The 20610-nt window shown below is 72.1% G+C and carries 18 protein-coding genes and 3 pseudogenes; 10 read left to right on the top strand and 11 right to left on the bottom strand.

Annotated features, from left to right (window positions below; genetic code table 11):
* Nucleotide 1 precedes the first annotated feature (1 nt).
* Nucleotides 2-1456: an MFS transporter gene (locus ACZ4M3_RS21375; RefSeq protein WP_467734870.1), complete on the top strand. Its 1455-nt coding sequence runs from the start codon at nt 2-4 to the stop codon at nt 1454-1456.
* Between the two features lie 112 nt (nt 1457-1568).
* Nucleotides 1569-1862, top strand: a complete 294-nt coding sequence (locus tag ACZ4M3_RS21370) for a DUF1330 domain-containing protein (protein WP_467734868.1) — start codon at nt 1569-1571, stop codon at nt 1860-1862.
* Here ACZ4M3_RS21370 and ACZ4M3_RS21365 read toward each other — a convergent pair.
* From ACZ4M3_RS21365 to ACZ4M3_RS21340, 6 genes are all read right to left on the bottom strand, one after another.
* Complete coding sequence (locus tag ACZ4M3_RS21365) at nt 1843-2058, bottom strand: hypothetical protein (protein ID WP_467734866.1); 216 nt, start codon at nt 2056-2058, stop codon at nt 1843-1845. The genes ACZ4M3_RS21370 and ACZ4M3_RS21365 overlap by 20 nt on opposite strands.
* Before the next feature lie 9 nt (nt 2059-2067).
* Nucleotides 2068-2604, bottom strand: coding sequence for a hypothetical protein (locus tag ACZ4M3_RS21360; RefSeq protein ID WP_467734864.1), 537 nt, complete (start codon nt 2602-2604; stop codon nt 2068-2070).
* 257 nt (nt 2605-2861) lie between these two features.
* Nucleotides 2862-3143 (bottom strand): YkvA family protein, encoded by a 282-nt coding sequence (locus ACZ4M3_RS21355; protein WP_467734862.1) that lies wholly within the window; start codon nt 3141-3143, stop codon nt 2862-2864.
* A complete protein-coding gene (locus tag ACZ4M3_RS21350) occupies nt 3025-3498 on the bottom strand; it encodes a hypothetical protein (protein ID WP_467735464.1) in 474 nt (157 codons plus the stop codon). The genes ACZ4M3_RS21355 and ACZ4M3_RS21350 overlap by 119 nt, the downstream gene beginning before the upstream one ends.
* A 187-nt stretch (nt 3499-3685) precedes the next feature.
* The gene (locus tag ACZ4M3_RS21345; protein ID WP_467734860.1) at nt 3686-4000 is read right to left on the bottom strand and encodes a lipase family protein; all 315 of its coding nucleotides are present in this window, start codon (nt 3998-4000) and stop codon (nt 3686-3688) included.
* Between the two features lie 429 nt (nt 4001-4429).
* Nucleotides 4430-4957 carry a 2'-5' RNA ligase family protein gene (locus ACZ4M3_RS21340; protein WP_467734858.1) on the bottom strand — a complete coding sequence of 176 codons (528 nt, stop codon included), beginning with the start codon at nt 4955-4957 and terminating at the stop codon, nt 4430-4432.
* Between the two features lie 396 nt (nt 4958-5353).
* Between ACZ4M3_RS21340 and ACZ4M3_RS21335 the strand changes: the two genes are divergently transcribed.
* The 4 genes and pseudogenes from ACZ4M3_RS21335 to ACZ4M3_RS21320 all read left to right on the top strand — a co-directional run.
* Nucleotides 5354-6910, top strand: coding sequence for an alpha/beta fold hydrolase (locus ACZ4M3_RS21335; RefSeq protein WP_467734856.1), 1557 nt, complete (start codon nt 5354-5356; stop codon nt 6908-6910).
* Nucleotides 6911-6922: 12 nt separating this feature from the next.
* Nucleotides 6923-8533: an alpha/beta fold hydrolase gene (locus ACZ4M3_RS21330; RefSeq protein WP_467734854.1), complete on the top strand. Its 1611-nt coding sequence runs from the start codon at nt 6923-6925 to the stop codon at nt 8531-8533.
* A 49-nt stretch (nt 8534-8582) separates the two neighbouring features.
* The gene (locus tag ACZ4M3_RS21325) at nt 8583-8777 is read left to right on the top strand and encodes a hypothetical protein (RefSeq protein WP_467734852.1); all 195 of its coding nucleotides are present in this window, start codon (nt 8583-8585) and stop codon (nt 8775-8777) included.
* A pseudogene (locus tag ACZ4M3_RS21320) lies at nt 8758-9241 on the top strand (DUF5701 family protein); the annotation flags it as partial. The gene ACZ4M3_RS21325 and the pseudogene ACZ4M3_RS21320, both read left to right, overlap by 20 nt.
* Nucleotides 9242-9327: 86 nt before the next feature.
* Here the strand turns inward: ACZ4M3_RS21320 and ACZ4M3_RS21315 are convergent.
* Both ACZ4M3_RS21315 and ACZ4M3_RS21310 read right to left on the bottom strand, forming a co-directional pair.
* A complete protein-coding gene (locus ACZ4M3_RS21315; protein ID WP_467734850.1) occupies nt 9328-10551 on the bottom strand; it encodes a sensor histidine kinase in 1224 nt (407 codons plus the stop codon).
* Nucleotides 10552-10556: 5 nt separating this feature from the next.
* Nucleotides 10557-10883 (bottom strand): annotated as a pseudogene (locus ACZ4M3_RS21310) (winged helix-turn-helix domain-containing protein); the annotation flags it as partial.
* Nucleotides 10884-10885: 2 nt separating this feature from the next.
* On the opposite strand from ACZ4M3_RS21310, the pseudogene ACZ4M3_RS21305 reads away from it, so the two are divergent.
* From ACZ4M3_RS21305 to ACZ4M3_RS21295, 3 genes and pseudogenes are all read left to right on the top strand, one after another.
* A pseudogene (locus tag ACZ4M3_RS21305) lies at nt 10886-11281 on the top strand (ABC transporter permease); the annotation flags it as partial.
* A gap of 347 nt (nt 11282-11628) precedes the next feature.
* Nucleotides 11629-12570: an SDR family NAD(P)-dependent oxidoreductase gene (locus tag ACZ4M3_RS21300; protein ID WP_467734848.1), complete on the top strand. Its 942-nt coding sequence runs from the start codon at nt 11629-11631 to the stop codon at nt 12568-12570.
* An 883-nt stretch (nt 12571-13453) separates the two neighbouring features.
* Nucleotides 13454-13630, top strand: coding sequence for a hypothetical protein (locus ACZ4M3_RS21295; protein ID WP_389094736.1), 177 nt, complete (start codon nt 13454-13456; stop codon nt 13628-13630).
* Between the two features lie 310 nt (nt 13631-13940).
* Here the strand turns inward: ACZ4M3_RS21295 and ACZ4M3_RS21290 are convergent, their stop codons facing one another.
* The 3 genes from ACZ4M3_RS21290 to ACZ4M3_RS21280 all read right to left on the bottom strand — a co-directional run bounded on the left by ACZ4M3_RS21290 (nt 13941) and on the right by ACZ4M3_RS21280 (nt 19646).
* Nucleotides 13941-18146 (bottom strand): tetratricopeptide repeat protein, encoded by a 4206-nt coding sequence (locus ACZ4M3_RS21290; RefSeq protein ID WP_467734846.1) that lies wholly within the window; start codon nt 18144-18146, stop codon nt 13941-13943.
* Nucleotides 18143-18598, bottom strand: coding sequence for a hypothetical protein (locus tag ACZ4M3_RS21285; protein WP_467734844.1), 456 nt, complete (start codon nt 18596-18598; stop codon nt 18143-18145). Before ACZ4M3_RS21285 ends, ACZ4M3_RS21290 begins: the two co-directional genes overlap by 4 nt.
* Before the next feature lie 142 nt (nt 18599-18740).
* Nucleotides 18741-19646 (bottom strand): LysR family transcriptional regulator, encoded by a 906-nt coding sequence (locus ACZ4M3_RS21280; protein WP_467734842.1) that lies wholly within the window; start codon nt 19644-19646, stop codon nt 18741-18743.
* 137 nt (nt 19647-19783) lie between these two features.
* On the opposite strand from ACZ4M3_RS21280, the gene ACZ4M3_RS21275 reads away from it, so the two are divergent.
* Nucleotides 19784-20602 (top strand): inositol monophosphatase family protein, encoded by an 819-nt coding sequence (locus tag ACZ4M3_RS21275; protein ID WP_467734840.1) that lies wholly within the window; start codon nt 19784-19786, stop codon nt 20600-20602.
* Nucleotides 20603-20610 lie beyond the last annotated feature (8 nt).

The raw sequence follows: 20610 nt of genomic DNA, 5'->3' as shown, positions 1-20610 counted from the left end.
CATGAGCACTGCCCTGATACGTTCCGAGGCACGTCTGCTGGTCCCCGCCCTGATGTTCATCGCCCTGGTCGTGGCGGCGGTCGCCAGCCTCGGGACGCCGCTCATCACCAGCGTGGCGACCACGTTCCACGTCTCCCTCGACAGCGCGCAGTGGACGCTGACCATCGCCCTGCTCAGCGGCGCCGTCGCCACACCCGTCCTCGGCCGGCTCGGAGCCGGTCCGCACCGGCGGGCCACGATCCTCGCCACGCTGGCGATCGTCGTCGTCGGCAGCGCGCTCACCGTGCTGCCGCTGCCGTTCGCCTCGCTGCTCGTGGGCAGAGCGGCCCAAGGCGTCGGACTCGGTCTCACGGCACTGATGATGGGCGTGGCCCGCGACCATCTTCCCGAGGAGCGCAGCGCGGCCACGATCGCCCTGATCTCAGTGGTCTCCATCGTCGGAGCCGGCGTCGGCTACCCGCTGGCCGCGCTGCTCGCCGAGTTCGGCGGACTGCCGGCCGCCTACGGCCTCGGCCTGCTCGTCACCGCCATCGCCTTCGTGACCGCGTGGCGCTCCATGCCCGCAGCTCCGGAAGGCCGCTCCGCTCACGTGAACGTGGCCGGTGCACTCGTCCTGGCGGGTGGACTGCTCCTCGTCCTGTTCCTGGCCGGCGAGAGGAGCCTGTGGAGCCGACACCTCGCCGTGGCGGTGAGCCTTGCCGTCGTCGCCGTACTCCTGCTCTGCGTCTGGACCGTTTCCGAACTGCGAACCAAGACGCCCCTGGTCGACGTCCGGGCGGTACGGCACCCGGCGGTCGCCGGGGCGAACATCGCCATGTTCGTCGGCGGGAGCGGCATGTACCTCCTGCTCACGCTCATCACCCGCTACGCGCAGACGCCGCACAGCGCCGGCTACGGCTTCGGACTGACCACCTTCGTGGCGGGGCTGGTCCTCGTCCCGTTCTCCGTGCTGGGATTCGTGGCCGGCAAGCTCACGCCGCGGGTCCGCGTACGGATCGACGGCCCCCTGCTCCTGGCAGGCAGCGCCGCCATCGTCGGCGGCGGGTTCGTCCTGTTCGCCACCGCCCGGTCCAACCTGGCCGAACTGCTCGCGGCCATGGGGGTGCTGGGCTTCGGCGTCGGCAGCTTCTCGGCCGCGATGCCCGGCGTCATCCTGGCCGTCACCCCCAAGAGCGAGACGTCGAGCGCCATGAGCTTCAACTACGTCGTCCGCAGCGTCGGGTACTCCCTGGGCAGCGCCATCGGGGGTCTGGTCCTGGCCGCCGGCACCGCCCCGGGCCGCCTCTTCCCGAACGACGACGCCTACACGACCGCGGCGCTGGTCGGCGTCGCCGCGATGGCGATCACGACGTTGGCCAGCCTCGCCCTCGCCCGCCTACGCCCACCCGAGACCAAACCGATCACAGCCCCAGTCGGTGTGCCGGGCCCGGGCCGGTCGAGTCGAACCGGAAGCTGAGGATCGAAGCCGTCCGACTTCGACGCCGTCTCCGTCGGCTCGCTGACCCGCAGCGCACCGGCCATGGATCTGGGCATGCTTCTGATCATCAATTCCGAACACAGGAGGTACCGTGGCCAAGGGCTACTGGGTCAGCGTCTACCGCACCATCGCAGACCCTGAGAGGCTTGCTGCCTACGACGAGCTGGCCGGTCCAGCCGTCAAGGCCGCGGGCGGGCGGCTGCTCTCCCGCGGCAGCCGGGTCTTCGCACACGACGCCGGAATCGCCGAGCGCACCATCCTGATCGAGTTCGACAGCTTCGAACAGGCCGTCGCCGCACGCGCGAGTGCGGCCTACCAGGAGGCACTGGCCGTACTTGCTGACGGCGTCGAGCGCGACTTCCGCATCATCGAAGGCCTCGACTGACGACCGATGCCGCGTCAGGGAGGAACACGATGCCGGCTGCGGGGATCACCCCCGGCTCGCCAGCGCGCCGCACCGTCGCGAACGGCGTCAGGCCAGTGGCACCGGCGGTGATGTCCAGTCCGGCGACGGTTCCCTTCGGCGCGGCGGCACGGACGTCGGCATAGATGTCGGCGGGGCTGCGTTCTGCGGGGTTCAAGCGGCCGCATCAGGGCGGCGTCGGGGTTCGGGGTCGCGATGCCTCCGGGCGGCACAGGTGGGACGGAGTGGTGCGGATCAGGGCTCGGACGAAGTGTTCTTCGAGGTACTCGAACAGGCCTCCGGCCAGGACCAGGCGGTCGGCGGGGTGCAGGAGAGCCGGGTCGACTGGGCGCGCGCGGGGGCCGTAACTCGGGACGCCCGCCGGGCCGCTCCCGAGTGCGGACTCGATGAGTGCGGCCCGGTGGGCAATCTTGTTGCGGTGCTGGTGCTGGTGCTGGTGCTGGTGCTGGTCGGTGAGGGGAGCATGCAGGAGGTAGTCGTCGAAGTGGTGGCCCCAGGTTCCGGGCACGCCTCCGGGCTGACCGCGCAGGATGTACTCGATGATCTCGAAGTCGCCGGCCCGGCCGCGAGCCTGCTCACGGCTCAGCTCGGCCATGCCGCCGGCGTCGGCGAACACCTCGGCCAGTCGGCGGAGGGCGAAGTCGTCGAAGTAACGGTGTGCGGTCGCGCGGTCTGCGTCGGCGATCGCCGGGAGTTCGGCCATGACTTCGATGCGGGCCTTTTTCTAGAAATCGGGAAACAGCACGCATGTGATCCGGCGTGACGACCGACGGGTGAACAGCGGGGGGGGGCACCGCTGCCGACCAGCGGCGGCGCACGCCACGTACGACAGCAGCAGGCGCACCGCGGGGCCCTGCGGCGTCGTCAGCAGGAACGGCGGCACAGGAGCGGTAAGTGCGCGGGCCGTTGGTCCCCGTATCAGCGTCCAGTTGCGGCCCGGGGGAGCCTTCTGGCCCATGCTCACGAGGGGGTGGTCTCCTTGCGCGCGGGCAGCCGGGCCGCCGCCGCATGGAGCGAGCGCAGGGCCAGCAGCAGGACGCCGATGTCGTCCAGGTACACCGGATCCGGGATCAGGTCCACCGGTGAGACCGTGTAGAGCACGGCGCCCCAGAACAGGGCCTTGTCACGCAGCGGGACCCCGGCGTCGAGCAGCAGCCGCCGTGCTTTGAAGACCCGTACGAGAAGTACGGCCGCACAGATCGCGAGCCCGGCCGCGACGATCGCGGCCAGCGTGAGCCACACCTTTCCATCCATCTCCGCCGTATACCCGGATCGGGCGCCACCAGCCGGGTGACTGCCCCGCGGGGTGTGGGCCCCGGCGGAGCGCCGCCCTGTTCATGCTCCCTCCGTACACCGGAGGGAGCATGAACAGGGCGGGCTTCAGCAGGTGGTGGGCGCGGTCCTGCCCGCGAAGCGGTCCGCGAGCCAGGGGGATGCCTTCGGCGCTGGTGGCTTCGGTCGCGGCGATGTGGCCGGGGACGACGTTGCCGGAGAACTTGACCGTCGTACCGCGGCGGCACCGGTCGGCGGCGAGGTTCTTGCCCACCTGTTGTGGGATGACATCGTCCAGGGCGCTGTGGGAGAGCAGGACGGCCACGGCGGGCCTGCGCTCGCCGAGCTGCTGGTCGGCCACGATCGCGTCCCACGGGGCGCGCCCGAGGCGTTCGGTCAGCGGGCGCCCGTCGACGGTCAGGAACCGTGAGTTCAGGAAGGGGTACCTGGCGAGGGCCTGGTCGGGCAGTGGTTGTCCCGCAGGTCGTTCGTCACGCGCTTGCCGTGGGCGTTCAGGTACGGGCCGATGCCGCTGCCGTACGAGGTGGCCAGGCCGGAGAGGGCGTAGTTGAAGAACCCCCCGTAGGCGGAGTCAGCTCGGCCGCGGACGCTGTCGCGCCGCCGCCTTGGGAGGAGCCGTAGAGCGCGACCGGACCGGCGTCCGGCAGGTCCACGGCGTCCATGCGCTGGGCAGCCCGGACGGAATCGAGGACCGCGCGGCGCTGCGCCTCGCGGTCCTTGTACGTGTGGACGCCGGGCGTGCCCAGCCCCTGATAGTCGGTCACCACCACGGCATAGCCCTGGTCGAGGAGCTTCTTGCTGGACAAGGCGTTCGCCCCGCTGGATTCACCACCTCCCCGGCGACCGACAGCCCGAATAGCCCGACCGGTACGCCCTCGCGGTACTCCAGCCCGATAGGCAAGATCGCTTACCGGTCACACGACAGGCGGGCACCGGCCACACTAAGCGCTGATTTCCGGCTCGAGATCGCAGGAGCCCGTACGTTGACGGGTCCTGCGAGGAAAGGAGGCTCGCTGCCGGCACCCTCACGTGCCGCGTGGATCCCCGTGCGCGCACCGGGCGCACGGCCGGCATACGTGTAACGCCTTGGTCGTACCGGTGTCTCGTTGAATCTGCGCAGCGTCGGAGAGGGGGCATCGGCAGGCGGGCTGCGGTTCCACTGGTCTGTGGCCAGAAGTCAGGTGCAGGTGCTGGCCTCTGGCTGTGGTCACGGCCAGGGAGCTGGCGGGTGGCGTTCACGGGCCCTCCGGGACGCCGAGCGGCGCGGTGAACCGCGACTGCCAGCCGTCCTCCGTCAGCACCACCAGCTGGACCGACGCCGCACGGGTGCGCAGCGGCAGCAGGCTCTCGACCGCAGTGCGCACGTGGGCGGCAGCTGCCGGTTTGTCGGCACCCATGGCGACCGTGACATGGGCGGCGGGCTGCGCCCCGAAGCGGCCCTTGTACGGGCGCAACCCGGGCCACTGGGCGCGGAACGCATCAACGATCGGTTGGAGTGCCGGAGCGGTGACGGCGACGAAGCCGGACGCCGTCGCGACCTCCTCCAAGAGCAGATCAGCTGCCGGAAAACTCGCCGCCAGGGAACGCACGCCCTCCTCGTCCTGACCGGTCAGTGCCGATTCCGGCACGAACGGGTACAGGAGCGAGACGTGCGCTGGCACCCCGTGACGCACCAGAGTCGGGTCGATACGCGACGCAGCCTCAAGGAGTGGCTCGGCATCGGGCAAAACAATGACGACGGCAGTGGTCCCTGGCTCTGGCATGCCGTCATCATCGCAGGCCAGTCCGACACTGCGGACCTGTCAATCGTTCGGCTCTTGCGCGACTTTCGTAGGCGTGGACCACGTGATCCCGTTCCTCCGCCGATCGACGGCTGGCCCGCCGGGCTACGCCGTGGCGGTGCAGGCGGAGCCACGCAATCAACGTTACCGGGTGGTCCGAAGACGCGCGCGAGGGCGCGGGGCGGCCACGCCACCGGTCCTCGCGGCCGCTCAGACGGGGGCGGGGGACAGGTGCGGCGACGGATTCCCCCAGCGAACGGGCGCCCGCTACCGGGTGCACGCAAAGCAGCCACCCGGTAGCGTCGAGAAGGTGCGTTCCGCCCAAAACGCCGCGGCCCGGCAGGGCCGCCGCCCATGTCGGCAGAGGAACGAGATCACATGCCCAAGCTCAGCATCCACGCGGTGGCTGCCGCGGCCGCTCTGGTCTGCCTGGCGGCATTCGGCACCACACCCGGCAGCGCCGCGTCAGCACCCGGCCGGTTGCCCGGGCAGCCCAGCCCCCCGGTAGCCCCGTCCCGGTTCGTGCCCGGACCCTGTCCGAAGCCGCCCGAGCCGATCGAAGCGCTGAGCGATGCACGGTGCGGCTTCCTGGAGGTCCCCGAGAACCGCTCCCACCCCGGCAGCCGGACCATAAAGCTGGCCGTTGCGCGCATTCCGGCAGCCGCCGCCAAGCCCGCCGCGGACCCGGTGGTGTTCATGGCGGGTGGCCCCGGCGCCGACACGATCGACGACATCCCCTTCCTCGTCGACTCCGGTCTGAACAAGGACCGCGAGCTGATCATCATGGCCCAGCGCGGCAACCTCTACGACCGGCCGAACCTGGCCTGCCCGGAGATCGACCGGTTCAACGAGCAGGCCGTCGGTCTGGGCTACGACGCGCAGCCGGCAGAACAGCTCTTCCTCAAAGCGGTGAAGGACTGCCGGAGCCGTCTGACGGCCGCCGGTATCGACCTGAGTGCGTACAACACCACCGAGAACGCCGCGGACTTCGCCGACCTGCGCAACGCGCTGGGCATCCGCCAGTGGAACGTGTACGGGTACTCCTACGGCAGCAACCTGGCCCTTACGTACGTCCGCCTGCACCCCGAGGGAATCCGCTCGATGGCGATCGATTCGGTCGCGCCTCCCCAGGTCGTGACGCTGCCCTGGACGTGGGGCAGCACCGCCGAGGGGATCGACAGCATCTTCGAGGCGTGCGCGGCCCAGCCCGCCTGCAAGGACCGGTACCCGGACCTCCCCCGGCTGTTGACGGAGCAGGTGCGCAAGCTGGAGGCGCACCCCCTCACGCTGACCGTCCCGCCGTCCGACGGGGGGAAGCCGGTCAAGACCGTCCTCGACGGGGGCGCCCTGCTGAACCTGATCGTCGCCCTCACCCCCCGGCCCAAGGACATCCCGGCGGCGCTCGAGGAACTCAGCAACGGAAACCCGGAGCGCTTCGCGAAGGCCCGCGCGGCAGGCTCGGTCCAGAAGGCCGGCGAGTTCGCACACGGTCTGACGCAGTCGGTGGTGTGCGGCGAGTGGGCCCCGGGGTATTCGGAAGCCGACGTGCTGAAGGCAGGCCGGAAGGCCTACCCCGGGTGGCCGGACACGGTCCTGGCCCAGGTGCCGCAGTTGCCCTTCCAGTACGCGGCGTGCGGGCTCTGGAACGTTCCGGACCGGGCCTCCGTCCAGCGGGTGGCCACCGTCAGCGCGGTGCCGGCGCTCGTCATCTCCGGCACGTTCGACGTGAAGACGGGTGCGAGCTGGGCGAAGGGCGTGGCCCGTGACCTGTCCCACTCGACTGCCGTCCAGGTTCCCGGGATCGGCCACTGGGTGGTCCCGCAGTCGCCTTGCGCGCAACGCGTGCTGGCCTCGTTCCTCGCGCGCCCGACCGCGCCCGACACCGGTTGCGTGGACGATCTCGAGCCCGGACCGTTCACGATCATCCCGAAGTGACCGGGAGGAAAGATGACACGTCATCACGCATCCCGTCATCGCCACACCGGGCGACGACTCCTGGCCCCGTCGGCCTGCATGGCGACGGGCCTCCTCGTCACCGGCCTGCTTGTGGCGCCCGCCCAGGCGCAGTCCCGCACCGACACCAGCCCCAGCCCCGGAGCTCCGATCGGCACGGTCGCCCGGACAGTGGGCGACGCCCACTACGAACCGGGCCCCTGCCCGAAGACGCCGGAACCGATCGAGGCCCTGAAAGGGGCCCGCTGCGGAACGCTCACCGTGCCCGAGAACCGCGCCAAGCCAAGCGGTCGAACGATCGAACTCGGCGTCGCGATCGTGCCCGCCGCGACCGCAACACCGAAGTCCGACCCCATCGTGTGGCTCGCGGGCGGACCCGGCGACGACGCCGTGGGGGAGGCGAAGCTGGCGATCGACGGCGGCTTGAACCGCGACCGTGACGTGATCTTCATGTCCCAGCGCGGGACGTACTCGGCCGACCCGGAGCTCCTTTGCCCCAACATCGACGAGTTCAACGCACGCGCGGTGGGACTCGTCTACGACGCGCCGTCCACCGAACGCCTGCACGTCGAGGCCACGAAGTCCTGCCGCGACAAGCTGGCGGCCCGCGGGATAGATCTCAGTGCCTACAACGACACCGAGAGCGCCGCCGACTACGACGGCCTGCGCACCGCGCTGGGCATCAAGCAGTGGAACCTGTACGGGATCTCCTACGGCACCCACCTGGCGCTGGTCTACATGCGCCTGCACCCCGAGGGGCTCCGCTCGGTGGGCATCGACGGCATCCTGCCGCCGTCCAGGTCCGGGGAGGCATCGACCTGGAGCAGCGCCCGGCAGGGTTTCGACGGCCTGTTCAAGGCCTGCGCGGATCAGCCGGCCTGCAACAAGCGCTACCCGAACCTGTCGGCCACCTTCGCCAAGCTCGTGAGCGACCTCGAAGCCAAGCCGGTCACCACCACCGTCACGCTCCCCGGCAGCGACAAGCCGGTGAAGGTCGTTCTGGACGGCGGAGCCCTGCTGAACTGGATGGTCTCCGCCACCCACGTGGCGCCCGAGGTGCCCGCGGCCCTCGACGAGCTGGCCAACGGCAAACCGCAGCGGATCGCCCGGCAGTGGGCGGGCGGCAAGCTCAGCCCGGCGGCCGTGGGAAGGGTTTCGCACGGCCTCGCCTACGGCGTCTTCTGCAGCGAGTGGACGCCGTACGAGAAGAGGGATGCGGCTCTCCGGGGCGGACAGCAGGAGTTCCCCTCGTTCCCCCGCTCGATCCAGGCACAGGCTCCCCTGCTCAGCTCGCTGCGTTCGGACTGCGGCATCTGGAACGTCCCGGCGGCCGCGCCCTCGATCCGGGATGCCACGCGCAGCGACATCCCCACCCTCGCCCTCTCGGGTGCGTTCGACGCCCAGACCGGGGCGGACAACGGCCCGTACGTGGCCCGTACGCTGAGCAAGGCCAAGGTCGTCACGATCCCTTACGAGCCGCACGTGGTGTTCGCCACCTCGAAGTGCGCCCAGGAGATCACCCTCTCGTTCTTCGACAGCCCGGCCGCACCGAAGACCGAATGCCTGAAGAACCTCAAGCCGCCCGAGTTCGAGATAGCGCCCTGAGACGCCTTCCCGCTTCGTCGGAGTCGCCGTCGCCCGCTTCGCTGCCTTCATGACGCTCGTGATGTGGGAGGAGCGGCCCGGTCTGCTGGCCGTCGCCGTCGCCGTCGCCGTCGCCGTCGCCGACGCGGTGACGCCGGTCGGCCGGACGCCAACGGGCCCTGCGGGGCGGTCGAGGGGCGCCGCCCGTCACGGGACGGCCGCCACCGGGAACACCGCGGTGCGCCGCCTCGTCGCTCACTCGTGAGGGCAAGCCCGGTTTCGTCGTCACCGACATGTCGGACGTCGACAGCTTCACTCCGCACGCCGTCGAGTTGCCCGCCGTACCCCTCTGCCTCATCACCGGCCTCGACCGAGGTGACCACATGGCCAACTGGAGCCCGGACGAGGCGTTGCCCGCCCTCACGGAGAAGGACCGCACCCCGTTGCTGCTCACCGAAGGCATCCACTGGGTGCTCCAGCAGCCCGGCGGTCCTCGAACGCAACCGCTGCTTCATGACCATCGGGTCCCGGTTGCGCAAGGCGAACGGTGCCTTGGACGCCCGCACCCCGGCGGTCCGGATCAGCAACGGCACGGGCCGGGATGGTCGCGAGCGGCGCAACGCCCCGAAGGCCGGATGGTGTTGGTGGGGCGACCGCCACACTTGGCTGGGCTTCGCCTCCGCCGCGGACCGCTCGGACCGGCTCACGCGGACAGGCAGCTTCGAGTGAGGGTTCTGTGAACAGCGGCGCCCATGCCGGGTCAAGGAGTCGTACGGACGGGCGGGCCCCATCCGGGGCCGCCCCGACGCGCGCCCTCAGCCGGGCGGCGCCTGGGCCCGTAGTCGGCGGGGGAAGCGGACGCGGAGCGTCAGGCCGCCTTCGGGGGGAGGGTTGGGCACGGCGCGGAGGTCGGCGGCGTGGGCGCTGGCGATCGAGGCGACGATCGAGAGCCCCAGGCCCGCCCCCTCGCCCACCGTGTGCCGGCGTTCCGCGCGGCGGCGGAACGGCTCCAGCAGCCTCGGCACCTCCGCCGGATCGATCAGCGGCCCGGTGTTGGACACCTCCAACACCCCGGTCGGCGAGGTCGACACCCGCAGCCGGCCGCCCGGCCGGTTGTGGCGCACCGCGTTGACGAGGAGGTTGCGTACCAGGTGGCCCAGCAGGGCCCCGTCGCCGCTCACCGTCAGCGGCGCGAGGTCCGGTACCACCTCCACTCCGGCGGCCGCGGCCTCCTCCAGCACGGCCGCCAGCTCCGTCTCCGCCAGCGCCGCCAGGTCCACCGGCCGGGCCGAATCCAGTCCCTCCTCCGAGACGGCCAGCAGCAGGAGCGACTCCACGAGGTGTTCGCTGGAGTCGGCCACCGCGATGAGCCGCTCCCGAATCCGCGCCACCTTCGCCGGCTCCGGCTCCCCGGCCAGCCCGATCTCGGCGGCGGCGCGCTGGACGGTGAGCGGAGTGCGCAGCTCGTGGGCGGCATTGGCGGCGAACCGGCGTTGCGCCCCGACCAGGCCCTCCACCCGATCGAGCATCCCGTCGAAGGTGTCGGCGAGCCGCTTGAGTTCGCCGGGCGGCGCCTGCAACGCGATCCTCTCGTGGAGGTTGGCCCCGGACAGCCGGCGGGCCGTCTCGGTGATCACGGCGACCGGACGCAGGACGCGCCCCGCCATCCACCAGGCCAGCCAGGCGGAGAGCACGGCGAAGACGGCGAGCGCGATGAGGGAGACGAGGGTCAGCTGCTGTAGGGCCGCCCGGGACGCGGCGGTGGACAGGTCCCGGGTGACGCGCCACTGCTCGATCTGCTCGGGAGTGGGGGCCACTCCCGGCGGCAGCTTGTGCGCGGGTTCGAAGGCCTTCTGGCCGGGGACGGGCCGGCGGCCGTCCGCCGAGACCTCGCCGGGCATGACGGTGGTGACGGCTCCACTGATGCGGGAGTACAGGCCCTCGCGCAGCAGTACGTTGACCAGCGCGACGAGGCCGCCACCGGCGAGCAGCAGCAGGGTGCCGTAGAGGGCGGTGAGTCGGGCGCGCTCGTGGAGCACCGCTCTCATCGCGGACCGGCGCTCTGCGAGCCACCGGCGGACGCACCCGCGACCCGGTCCGTCGTCGCGATCCGGTATCCCGCCCCCGGCACCGTCTCGATCAGCGGTGGACCGCCGAGCTTCGCGCGCAGCTTGCTCAGGGTCACCCGGACGGCGTTCGTGCTGTACGCGGTGTCCTGCTCCCACACCTGCTCGATCAGATCGTCGCTGTTCAGCACCGCGCCCTCCGCCCGCAGCAGCGCCTCCAGCACCGCGAACTCCTTGCGCGACAGCGCGAGCCTGCGCCCGTCGCGGGTCGCGGATCGGCGCGCGGTGTCGAGGGCCAGCCCGGCCCACCGAGGGCGCGTTCAGCACGCTGTTGTTGGGGCTGGGCGGGATCGCGCTGCTGGTGGGCGGGGTCGGCGTTGCCAACACCATGATCATCTCGGTGTTGGAGCGCCGCCACGAGATCGGGCTGCGCCGCTCGCTCGGTGCCACCAAGGGGCAGATCCGGATCCAGTTCGTCACCGAGTCGCTGCTGCTGTCCGGACTGGGGGGCCTGGCGGGCATCGCGCTCGGTGGGGCCGCCACCGGGATCTACGCCCGGGCGGGGGACCTCCCCTGGGTGGTTCCGCTGTGGGCGGTCTCCGGCGGTTTCGCGGCCACCTTGGCCATCGGCACCCTGGCGGGCCTCTACCCGGCGGTCCGCGCGGCCCGCCTCTCGCCGACGCTGGCGCTCCAGGCGGCGTGAGCGGGGTGCCGTGGTGACGGCTGCGGCCGCCGGCCAGCCCACCCGTACGCACCGAGGGCCCACTTCCGAGCGGGGTGAGCCCTCGGTCGTCCCGGAGCCGGCCCCGAGGCCGCCCCACGCGGCGCTCTGCCCGCGGACGTGCGCGAGGGCGTGCGTGTCGCCGGACCACTACGACGGCGGCCCTCCAGGCGTGAGCGCCGATGGCCGCGTGGGGACGCGGGGGAGGAGCTTCATGCTGTCGGTGATCCGTAGGTGGTCTGTCGGTGGCGGCTGGAACCGTGGGTGTCGAGTTGCCCGAGGGGGCAGCCGCGACCGACCGCCGGCTACAGCAAGGGAGCACCGCCATCATGTCGTCCACTCCGCCCTGGAACGTCCGACGCCTGCCACGCGCCGATGGCCGCGTCGTCCTGGTCACCGGCGGCAACGCCGGCATCGGGTACTTCGTCGCGGAGCAGTTGTCGGCAACCGGAGCCACCGTCGTGCTCGGCAGCCGGAGCCCTGCCAAGGCCGAGGCCGCCATGGCCTCGATCCGTGAGCGTGTCCCCGGCGCACGGGTGCGGGCCGTACGGCTGGACCTCGCCGACCTCCCGTCGATCGAAAAGGCGGTGGGAACACTGGAGGTGGAACGCCTTGACGCGGTGGTCCACAACGCCGGCGTCGCGCTCGACGACCCGCCGCGCACGGAGACCGGGGACGGCCACGAGCTCATGTTCGGCACGAACCACCTGGGGCACTTCGTCCTGACCCGGTGGCTGATGCCACTGCTGTCGGCTGCGCCGGCGGCCCGCGTCGTGACCATGGGCAGCTTCGCGGCGAAGTCCGAGCGGCTGGACTTGGACGACTTGCAGTCGCGGAGGGACTACCGGCCCAAGCGGACCTACGGACGCTCCAAGTTGGCACAGATGTACTTCGGCCTGGAGCTCGATCGCCGCCTACGGGCTGCCGGCAGCACGGTGGCGAGCGTGGTGGTCCATCCCGGCGGCGCGCTGGACTCGCTCACCCCGTCGCGGCCACCCATCCACGTGCGCAATCCCGGCTCACGGCTGAGCGCGGCACCGGCGGCCCTCCTGGTCCAGGGCAAGGACGCCGGTGCGTGGCCTGCCGTGCGGGCGGTCCTCGACCCTTCCGTACGCGGAGGCGAGCTGTGGGGGCCGCGGGCGTTCGGCCTGCGCGGCGAGCCCCTCCGTGAACCGGTGTGGAAGCACCTGGCCGACCCCGCGGTCGCCGTACGGGTGTGGGACGCGACCTGTGAACTGACCGGCGTCGAGCTCAGCACCACCACCGGGTAGCTCGGTCGCGCGCGCGATGCGCGGGGTCGCACGGGTTCCCGTGTCAGCCCTTCAGGGGTCGGCCCGCCGGAGTCGGGTCGTCATCCGCCCTGTCCGTGGGCGCAAGTTCCTCGGCACCTGCGCCGCCCGTCGACCGGGCCACCTTGCCCACCTGTGTCCATTCGGCGAACCACCAGGCGCCGGTGATCACGGCCCCCCACAGCAGCCCGCTGAACAGAGCCGCCCGCCACGGTGCGTGCTCACTCCACCGTTCGACTCCTGTCAAAGCCATCCAGCTGACCACAAGTACAACTGCCGTACGAACACGTCGATGCCTGAACATGCGCCCCACCTACCCCAACCCGGTGCGCTAAACGGTGCTTGCACTCGTTCGTGTGCAGTCGGTCGGCGGCGCGGCCGAAGTGCAGTTCCTCGGCGACGGTGACGAAGCAGCTCAGCCGACTGTATCCGTCGGCCGCCGCCGATGCGCCGTCGCCGAACTTCCCCGGCACTGTCTGCTCCTATCGCGCGTTCCGTCGGACGCATGGGAGTCCTCCGCGCTGTCGGACGAACAGGTCGTCGAACGGCGCGTGCCGGTATGGCTGCGGGAGGCGGGGCTGCACGGTTCGCCCACAGCCGACGAAGCCGCAGCACCGGCGTCTGTCGGCCGAGGCCGCACGTGATCATCAGCGTCTCCGACAAGTCGGCCGTCCACCGCTGGCTCGCCGCCCAGGGGCATCGCCTCTGAACCAGGGCCGCCGCCCGCGGGGCCGGACACCGGGCTCCGTCATGTTCGTTCCCTGTGGCGCGCCCGTACCGGCCGGATCGCTCCGGGGATGCCGCGACGCCCGCATGGGGCCGCAATGTGCGGGCAGACGCGACCCACCTTCTGGAAGGAGCAGTGATGCTTGGTATCGCAGCCGCGGTCTTGTTCTTCATCAGCTTCCTGATCAACGCGGCGGAGATCTCGACGAACCACGTGTTCTCGTCCGGCAATTTCATGATCCTCGGCCTGATGCTGCTCGCTCTCCACGTGGCCGGCGTAGGCAGCGCTTGGACCACCCGTGGCCGACGCCGCTGAACCTCGCAATGACCATCGAAGTCCGTGACTTGGCTTCATAGGGGTGGTCAAGGGCGGCGCGACCACGTAGCCGTTGCCGGCAAGTTCCGCGGCAGCACGCGGCACCGGCGGCGGTCGCCGTCGCCGGTCTACGGGAGGGGCCGAGGCACGGGACCGGTCGCGCCCCGTATGCCGTGGGGCGGGAGGCCGGCGCGTGGGCCGCGGCCAGCTCTGCGACGACGGGGTCAAGCCGGCCAGGCGCTGGATTGACCAGAAGCCACCCTGATGGGAGCGGTGGGCGGCGCTGCCCGCCCGCGGCGGTGTCGGAGGGTCAGTCGGGTGGGCGGAAGCCCCAGCGGCGCCGGGGCTTCTCCTTGGCTCCCCTGAACAGCCGGCCGCGTAGCAGTTTCGCGGCCGTCGCGTCGCCCGCTGCTGCGGCCCGCCTGTACCACTGCTCGGACTCGGCCTTGCGGCCGTCGTGGAAGAGCAGGTACCCCATGTTGACCATGGACGTGACGTCACCGGCGTCGCCCGCGCGCCGCAGCCACGGCTCGGCTTCGCGCAGCCTGCCGAGCTCGCAGAGCAAGCTGCCGAGTGGGCCCATGGCCCCGACCTCCCCGGCCTCGGCGGCGCGCCGGAGCCACTGTTCCGCTTCGGGGCCCCGGCCGGTCCGCTCGAGCAGGAGCCCCAGGTTGACCATCGAGGCCGGGTCCCCCGCGTCGGCCGCGCGCCGCAGCCACGGTTCGGCCTCGCGCAGCTTCCCGGCTTCGCAGAGCCGGATGGCCAGGGCGGCGGCGGCGAGCAGGTGTCCGGACGCGGCGGCCCGGCGGTACCACTGGTCGGCCTCGGCGGGTCGCCCGGTGTTGTCCATGAGTACGCCGAGGTCGTACTGGGCGCGGTCGAATCCGGCGGCCACCGCGCGCCGGTAGGCGTCCTCCGCCTCTCGCGTCCGGCCCGCCGCGTAGAGGAGCGTCCCGAGGTTGCTCATCGCGCTCGCGCTACCGGCGTCGGCCGCTTGCCGCAGGAACGGTTCGGCTTCCCGTGCACGGCCGCTGTCGTACAGGACGACGCCGAGGGTGCCGGCGGCGCGTGGATGGCCGGCCCGCACGGCCTGGCGCAGCCAGAGTTCGGCTTCGTCCATCCGCCCGGTGGTTTCCAGGAGGACTCCGAGTGCGTAGAGGGCGGTGGTGTCACCCGCCTCGGCGGCCTTGCGCAGCCACGGCTCGGCCTGCGGTCCGCGGCCCGTGCTGGTCAGTCGCTCGCCGAGCAGGCTCATGGCCGTGACGTCGCCGGTGCGGGCGGAGCGCTCCAGCCAGGGTTCGGCCTCGTCGGCCCGGCCCCGGGCGAGCAGGGCGCCGGCCAGGAGCACGATGGCCGTGGGATGGCCGGTCTCGGCGGCGCGCCGCAGCCATGGTTCGGCCTCATCCAACCGGTCCGCCTGTTCCAGCAGACGACCGAGGTGGATCATCGCGGGTATGTGGCCCGTCTCGGCTTCCGCCCGGTAGGCCCGTTCGAGCTGGTCCTTTGCACCGGGTCCGTGGGGTCCATCGGTTCCATCGGTCCCGGCGGCTCCGTCGGCGGCCGCCTCGGCGCGCCGCCGGGCGGCCGTCAGACGCACGTCGGCGGCCTCTTCGCCCCGCCCCAGGCGCTCCAGCAAGTCGGCGAGGAGCGCGTACCCGCCCAGGAGGTCGGCGGTGTACGTCTCAGGATTCCGTTCCGCCAGCTCACGAAAGGTCCGGACGGCCCGGGCCGCCGCGACGAGCCCGTCGTCGAGTTCGGTGCCCAGAGTGGACCTGACGAACGCGTACGCCCATTGGCTGCGCGCCAGCTCGAAGAGGTCGGTTCCGCGTCCGGATGCATTCGATTCCCGGCCTGATGTCCCGCCCGATGTCCCGCCCGATGTCCCGCCGGGGGTATCGGCCGCTTCCTCGGCCGTATCCCCGCTCAGCTCCTCGGCCAGGCCCAGGGCCCAGCGCGAGTAATCCAGGGCGTCCTCGCGCCGGCCGGCCTGCGCGAGGTACCCGGCATGGTTGCGCAACGCCGAGGCCAGGCCCATCTGGTGCGCGCCGGGGTTCTGGTCGGCCAGTTTGTCCCAGGCCGTGACGGCCTGCCGGGAGCGCACCAGGGCTTCTTCGCGGAGCCCGAACCCCCACAGGTGTCCGGTGTGCGTGGCGAGGGCACTGGCCAGTTCCGGCAGGTGGGTCCCCGCATTGATCTCAGCCAGCTCCGTCAAGTGCTCGACCGCCACCGCGGATCGGGCCACCGCTTCCTCCAGGTCGCCCGCCGCGGCATCCAGGAGCGACTGGTTGAGCGCCAGGCGTGCCTCCATGGGGCGGGTGACGGAGTGATCGCTCTCGCCCAGGCCACGGAACTGCTCCGTGGCACGGCGGTAGTAGTCCCGGGCCTCCTCGTGCCGCCCTTCCTCGTACAGCAGGGTGGCGTGGTTGGCCAACGTCGTGCCCGTCGCGAGTGACTGGACGCGAGGGAACGGCATGGATTCGGGCAGCGCCGATCCGATCAGCTCGACGGAGCGGGTGGAACACTCCAGGGCCTCGCGCCGCTGCCCGGCCCCTGCCAGCCGGTTGGCATGGTTGCCCAGTGCCTCGGCGAGCAGCACCGTGTGGGCGTCGGGGTCGGCCCGCACCAGCGTCTCGTAGAGGTCCACGGCCTGTTGGGACCGCTCCATGGCCTCGGCGTGCTCGCCGGCGTGCGCCAGGGCAACCGCCAGGGCGGACAGAGCTCCGGCCCGGTCGCGTGCGGGGGCGGCGGGGTGATTGTGCAGGTCCACGGTCCGCCGCGCGTACGTGAGGGCCTCGGCCCACCGTCCCGCGCGGCCCAGGCTCAGCACGAGGTGCCGGTACAGCCCGGCCCGTCCGGCATCGGAGGTTCCGGGTTCGACGAGGGTGGCCAGGCGTACGGTGACGGCGGCGAGGCCGGTGTCCAGGTCGACATGTGGCAGGCCGCCCAGCCTCTCGAACGCGGCCTGTTCGATGGCTTCGAGGACCTCCTGGTCGGTGCTGTCGATGGCGCTGACGGCCACCAGGGCGGCGCTGCCCGCGTCGAGCGCGACGTCGGGGTGCTCCCGCAGCAGGGGGTGGAGGACCTGTTCGGCGAGGTGGGGCCATCGATCGGCCGCCGAAGCCAGGAGGGTCACGGCGCGCGGGGCGACGGCGGCGGCGCCGGGCGCCGTCAGCAGTGCCTTCGGGACCCCCGCCGCCCAGGCGTCGGCGCGGTAGCCGGTGACCGCGTGCCCGGGCACGGTCAGTGCCAGGAAGTCCTCGGCCAGCCGGTCGGGACAGAGCGGTTCGAGTACGGTGCGCGGGTCCAGCGGCGGGTAGACGCGGGCGTGGTCGCGCAGGAGGCACCGCACGGTCCCGGGTACGTCGGCCACGCCCGCCCGTTCCAGGGCCGCCGCGGCCGCCTCCCAGGTGGAGGCGCCGGTCAAGGTGGCGACGAACGCGACGCTCGCCATGTCGTCCGGTGCGGTGCGGAAGTCCAGGCCGGCCGCGCCGTTCTCGTACAGCCTCCGCCAGTTCTCGTGCTCCCGCTCCAGCAGGTAGGCCGACATCCCGGCCGGGTCCCGAGGGGCCGTCCGCCCGTGCACGTGCGCGTCCACGGCGACGAGGGCCGCCATGTGCACGGTGAGCGTGAGCCCGAAGGCGGGGTCCGCCAGCGATACCGCGGAGGGGGCCGATGCCGCGTCGGGTCGCCCGTACAGCTCCGCGAGTTCGGCGCGCGCGGTGGTGAACATGCGCTCCCGGTCGCCCGGTTCGCTCGCCAGTGGCGCCAGTTCGCACGCGGAGGCATCCGCCCGTCCACCGATCATGGACTTCACCGCCGGCCAGGCGTGCGGCGTACGGGCCATCAGCAGGACCCGGACGGGAATGCGCTCACCGTGGGCGCCGCCGCGCGGGCCGCCGTCGAACATGCTGTTGGCGAACAGCCAGGCCAGGTCGCGCAGGGGCCACCGGTCGGCGTAGTCCACCAGGACGAGCAGCCCGCGGAGGTGGCCGGCGCGGGCGTCGTGGCTACCCGCGGACTCGGGCAGGACCGTACCGCCGTGCCGGACGACGACCGTCTTCCACCCCTGGCGGACGGACCGCGCGGCGAAGTGATCGGCCAGCCGGGTCTTGCCCCGGCCGCCCGGGCCGTGCAGCCAACGGACGGCCAGCGCACGGCCGCTGCGGCCGGCGCCATCGGCTCCGGCGCCGCCCGCGCCCGGGCCGCGCCACCGGATCAACTCGCTCACCTCGGCTTCGCGTCCGGTGAACGGAACGACCGCGTTGCCCGCGTTGAGCAGTCGGCTGGGCTGCTCGATCCAGGCCGGGTCGGGGTCGCCGTCCGGCGGCTCGTGCTCGGCGAGTACGTACACGGGCCGGCCGTCACCGTGGATGTGGATGTCCGCGTTGATCGCTCCGTACGCGAAGCCGTCGAAGGCGTAGACGTTCTGGACGATCCTGGCGCCCTCGGGGTCCTCGGCGCCGCCCCGGAATCCCGCTGTGGGCTCCTCTCCACCGGACGGCCTGGGGGCGGTCATGCCCGGGTGTCCGACGCCGGGAGCGTGTTGGTACCGGGAGGTGCGGCGGGGGAGTGGTTGTGGATGCTGCCTCCGATCACGCCCTGCGCCGTCGAGTTCGGGGCGCTCGCGGTGATGTGCTGGGTGGTGGTCGTCGACACCTGCGGGTGCTCGCGCCGCATCTCGGCCAAGAGCTGCTCCAGTTCGCCGCGGGCCGCCGGATCGGTCAGCAGCAGGTCGCGCAGCCGGGTCTCCCATACGACCGCCACGCGCGCCCCGACAGCGGGGTTCTCGGCCTCCGAGTCGGCGAGTTCCCGGGCCGAACGTTCCAGTTCCGCCGCCATCCGCTGCTCGGCGCCCTCACGGCGCCAAAGCTGCGGCAGCCTCCGGGCGGCGCCCACCAGTCCGGTGGCCAACGCGGTGACGAGTACGGTGCCACCCTCGTGCGCCAGGCTCTCGATCACTTCCGACATGGCCGGCTTCCCTCCTGCGCTCCTTCGACGGCGGTCTCGAACAACCGCCTCCCACCCAGACGCTACGAGCCGACGGCCCGCGACGCAGGAAGATCACCGAACCAGCAGGTCACACGAGGGTGAAGCGACCCGACGGCGCCGGCTACGAGGCTCCGTCCACGGCCAGGGCGGTACGTGCCAGCCCGCGCAGCCAGGTGTGGGCGTGGTCGGTGTCGTAGCGCTGATGCCACGACAGGTACAGCCGCGCCGAAGGGAGTTCGAGGGGGAGGGGGAGCACGACCAGGCCGAGGTCGGCGACCGCGGAGCGCGTGGTGGCTTCGGGAACGCTGATCACGAGATCGGAGCCGCGTGCGAACTCCAGCGCGGCCGCCTCGGTGGGCGCGGTCGCCACCACGCGGCGGGTGAGGCCGAGCCGCGCGAGGGCCTCGTCGAGGGCATTGCCGAGGTTTCCGCGCCGCGAGACGGTGACGTGCTCGGCGGCGGCGTACCGCTTCGCGGTGACGGTCCTGACGCGGGTGAGGGGGTGCCCCGGCCGCACGACGGCGACGAGGCGGGACTCGCCCACGCTCTCGGTACGGATGTCCGGCGCGCCCGCGGGGTTGGCGTTCGCCTCCAGGTCGACCTCGCCGCGCCGCAACTCGGGGGTGTCGATGCTCGATTCCGCGACGAAGCGCAATCGCACCCCCGGCGCCTGTCCGCGTACGGCCGAGAGCAGTGCAGGACCGCTCGAAGCCACCAGGGAATCGTGCCAGCGGAGCGTGAAAGTGCGCTCCAACGTCGCCAGATCGAGTTCACGGCTCGGTGCCAGCACCCCCTGGACCTGGTGCAGCAGCTCGTGCACCTGTTCCCGGACGGCGATCGCGTACGGCGTCGGGGTCATCGTGCGGCCCGTGCGCACCAGGATCTGGTCCCCGGTCGTGCGCCGGATCCGGCCCAGACTCCGGCTCATCGCGGGGGCGGTGACGTGCAGGCGCGCGGCCGCCCCGGCCACGCTGCCCTCCTCCAGCAGCGCGTCCAGCGCGGTGAGCAGGTTCAAATCCAGTTGCATGGGAGTAATCCTAGCCGTGCTCTACATGCAGTTGTTGTTAATCGCGACGCTGGATACCTTCGAGGAAGAGCGCGAGACGGAACGCACAACGCGGCCGCGACCGGCTCCATCACCCCTCCTCAGACAGGAGCACCACCATGTCCGCAACGCCCCGGACCACCGACCTCGTCTCCTCCGACGCCGACCTCCTCGCCCAGACCGCGGACGCCGTGCGCGCGGCCGGTTCGGCGCTGCGCGAGCGGTTCGGCGAGGTGGTCGGCTACCGGACCCGCGAAGAGCTGATGCGTGCGCTCGCCGCCAACGACGAAACGGCCCTCGACATCCTGCGCCCCCGCCTCACGCGCCTGCGCCCGGACGCCGGCTGGGTGCAGGAGGAGCTGGACGGCGGGGCGCTGCCGCCCGGCGAGTGGTGGGTCGTGGATCCGGCCGAAGGCAACGTCAACCACCTGCGCGGTCTGCCGGAGTGGGCGGTGACCGCGACCCTCGTGCGGGAGAACCAGCCGGTGCTCACCGCTGTCCACCGGCCGCTGACCGGCGAGACCTACACCGCGCTCACCGGCGCGGGCGCTTACCTCGACGGCCGACCGCTGCACGTCTCCCAGACCGCGGACCTCGGCCTGAGCATCGTGGCCACCAGCCAGGCCCGACCGGACGAGGACGAGATGGTGGTGCGGCGCGTCGGCTCCTCGATCACCGCGATGCTCTTCGACGCGCTCGTCGTACGCACCGCGGTGCCCGCGACCCTGCACCTGCTGGACGTGGCCGCCGGCCGGATCGACGCCTTCTGGCAGTACGCCGGCGCCCGCGCGGACCTGCTGCCCGGGGCGCTGCTCGTCACCGAGGCCGGCGGACGGATCTCCGACGCCGAGGGTCGCCCCTGGACCCCGCGCAGCCAGAGCCTCCTGGCCGCCGCGCCCGGCGTCCACGCCGAGGCCGTCGCCACGCTCTCACGCTGACCGCGCAC

Source organism: Streptomyces sp. NPDC026522, assembly GCF_055567555.1.
The sequence above is the reverse complement of the archived record's forward strand: the minus strand, read 5'-3'. Positions and strand labels throughout refer to the sequence as shown.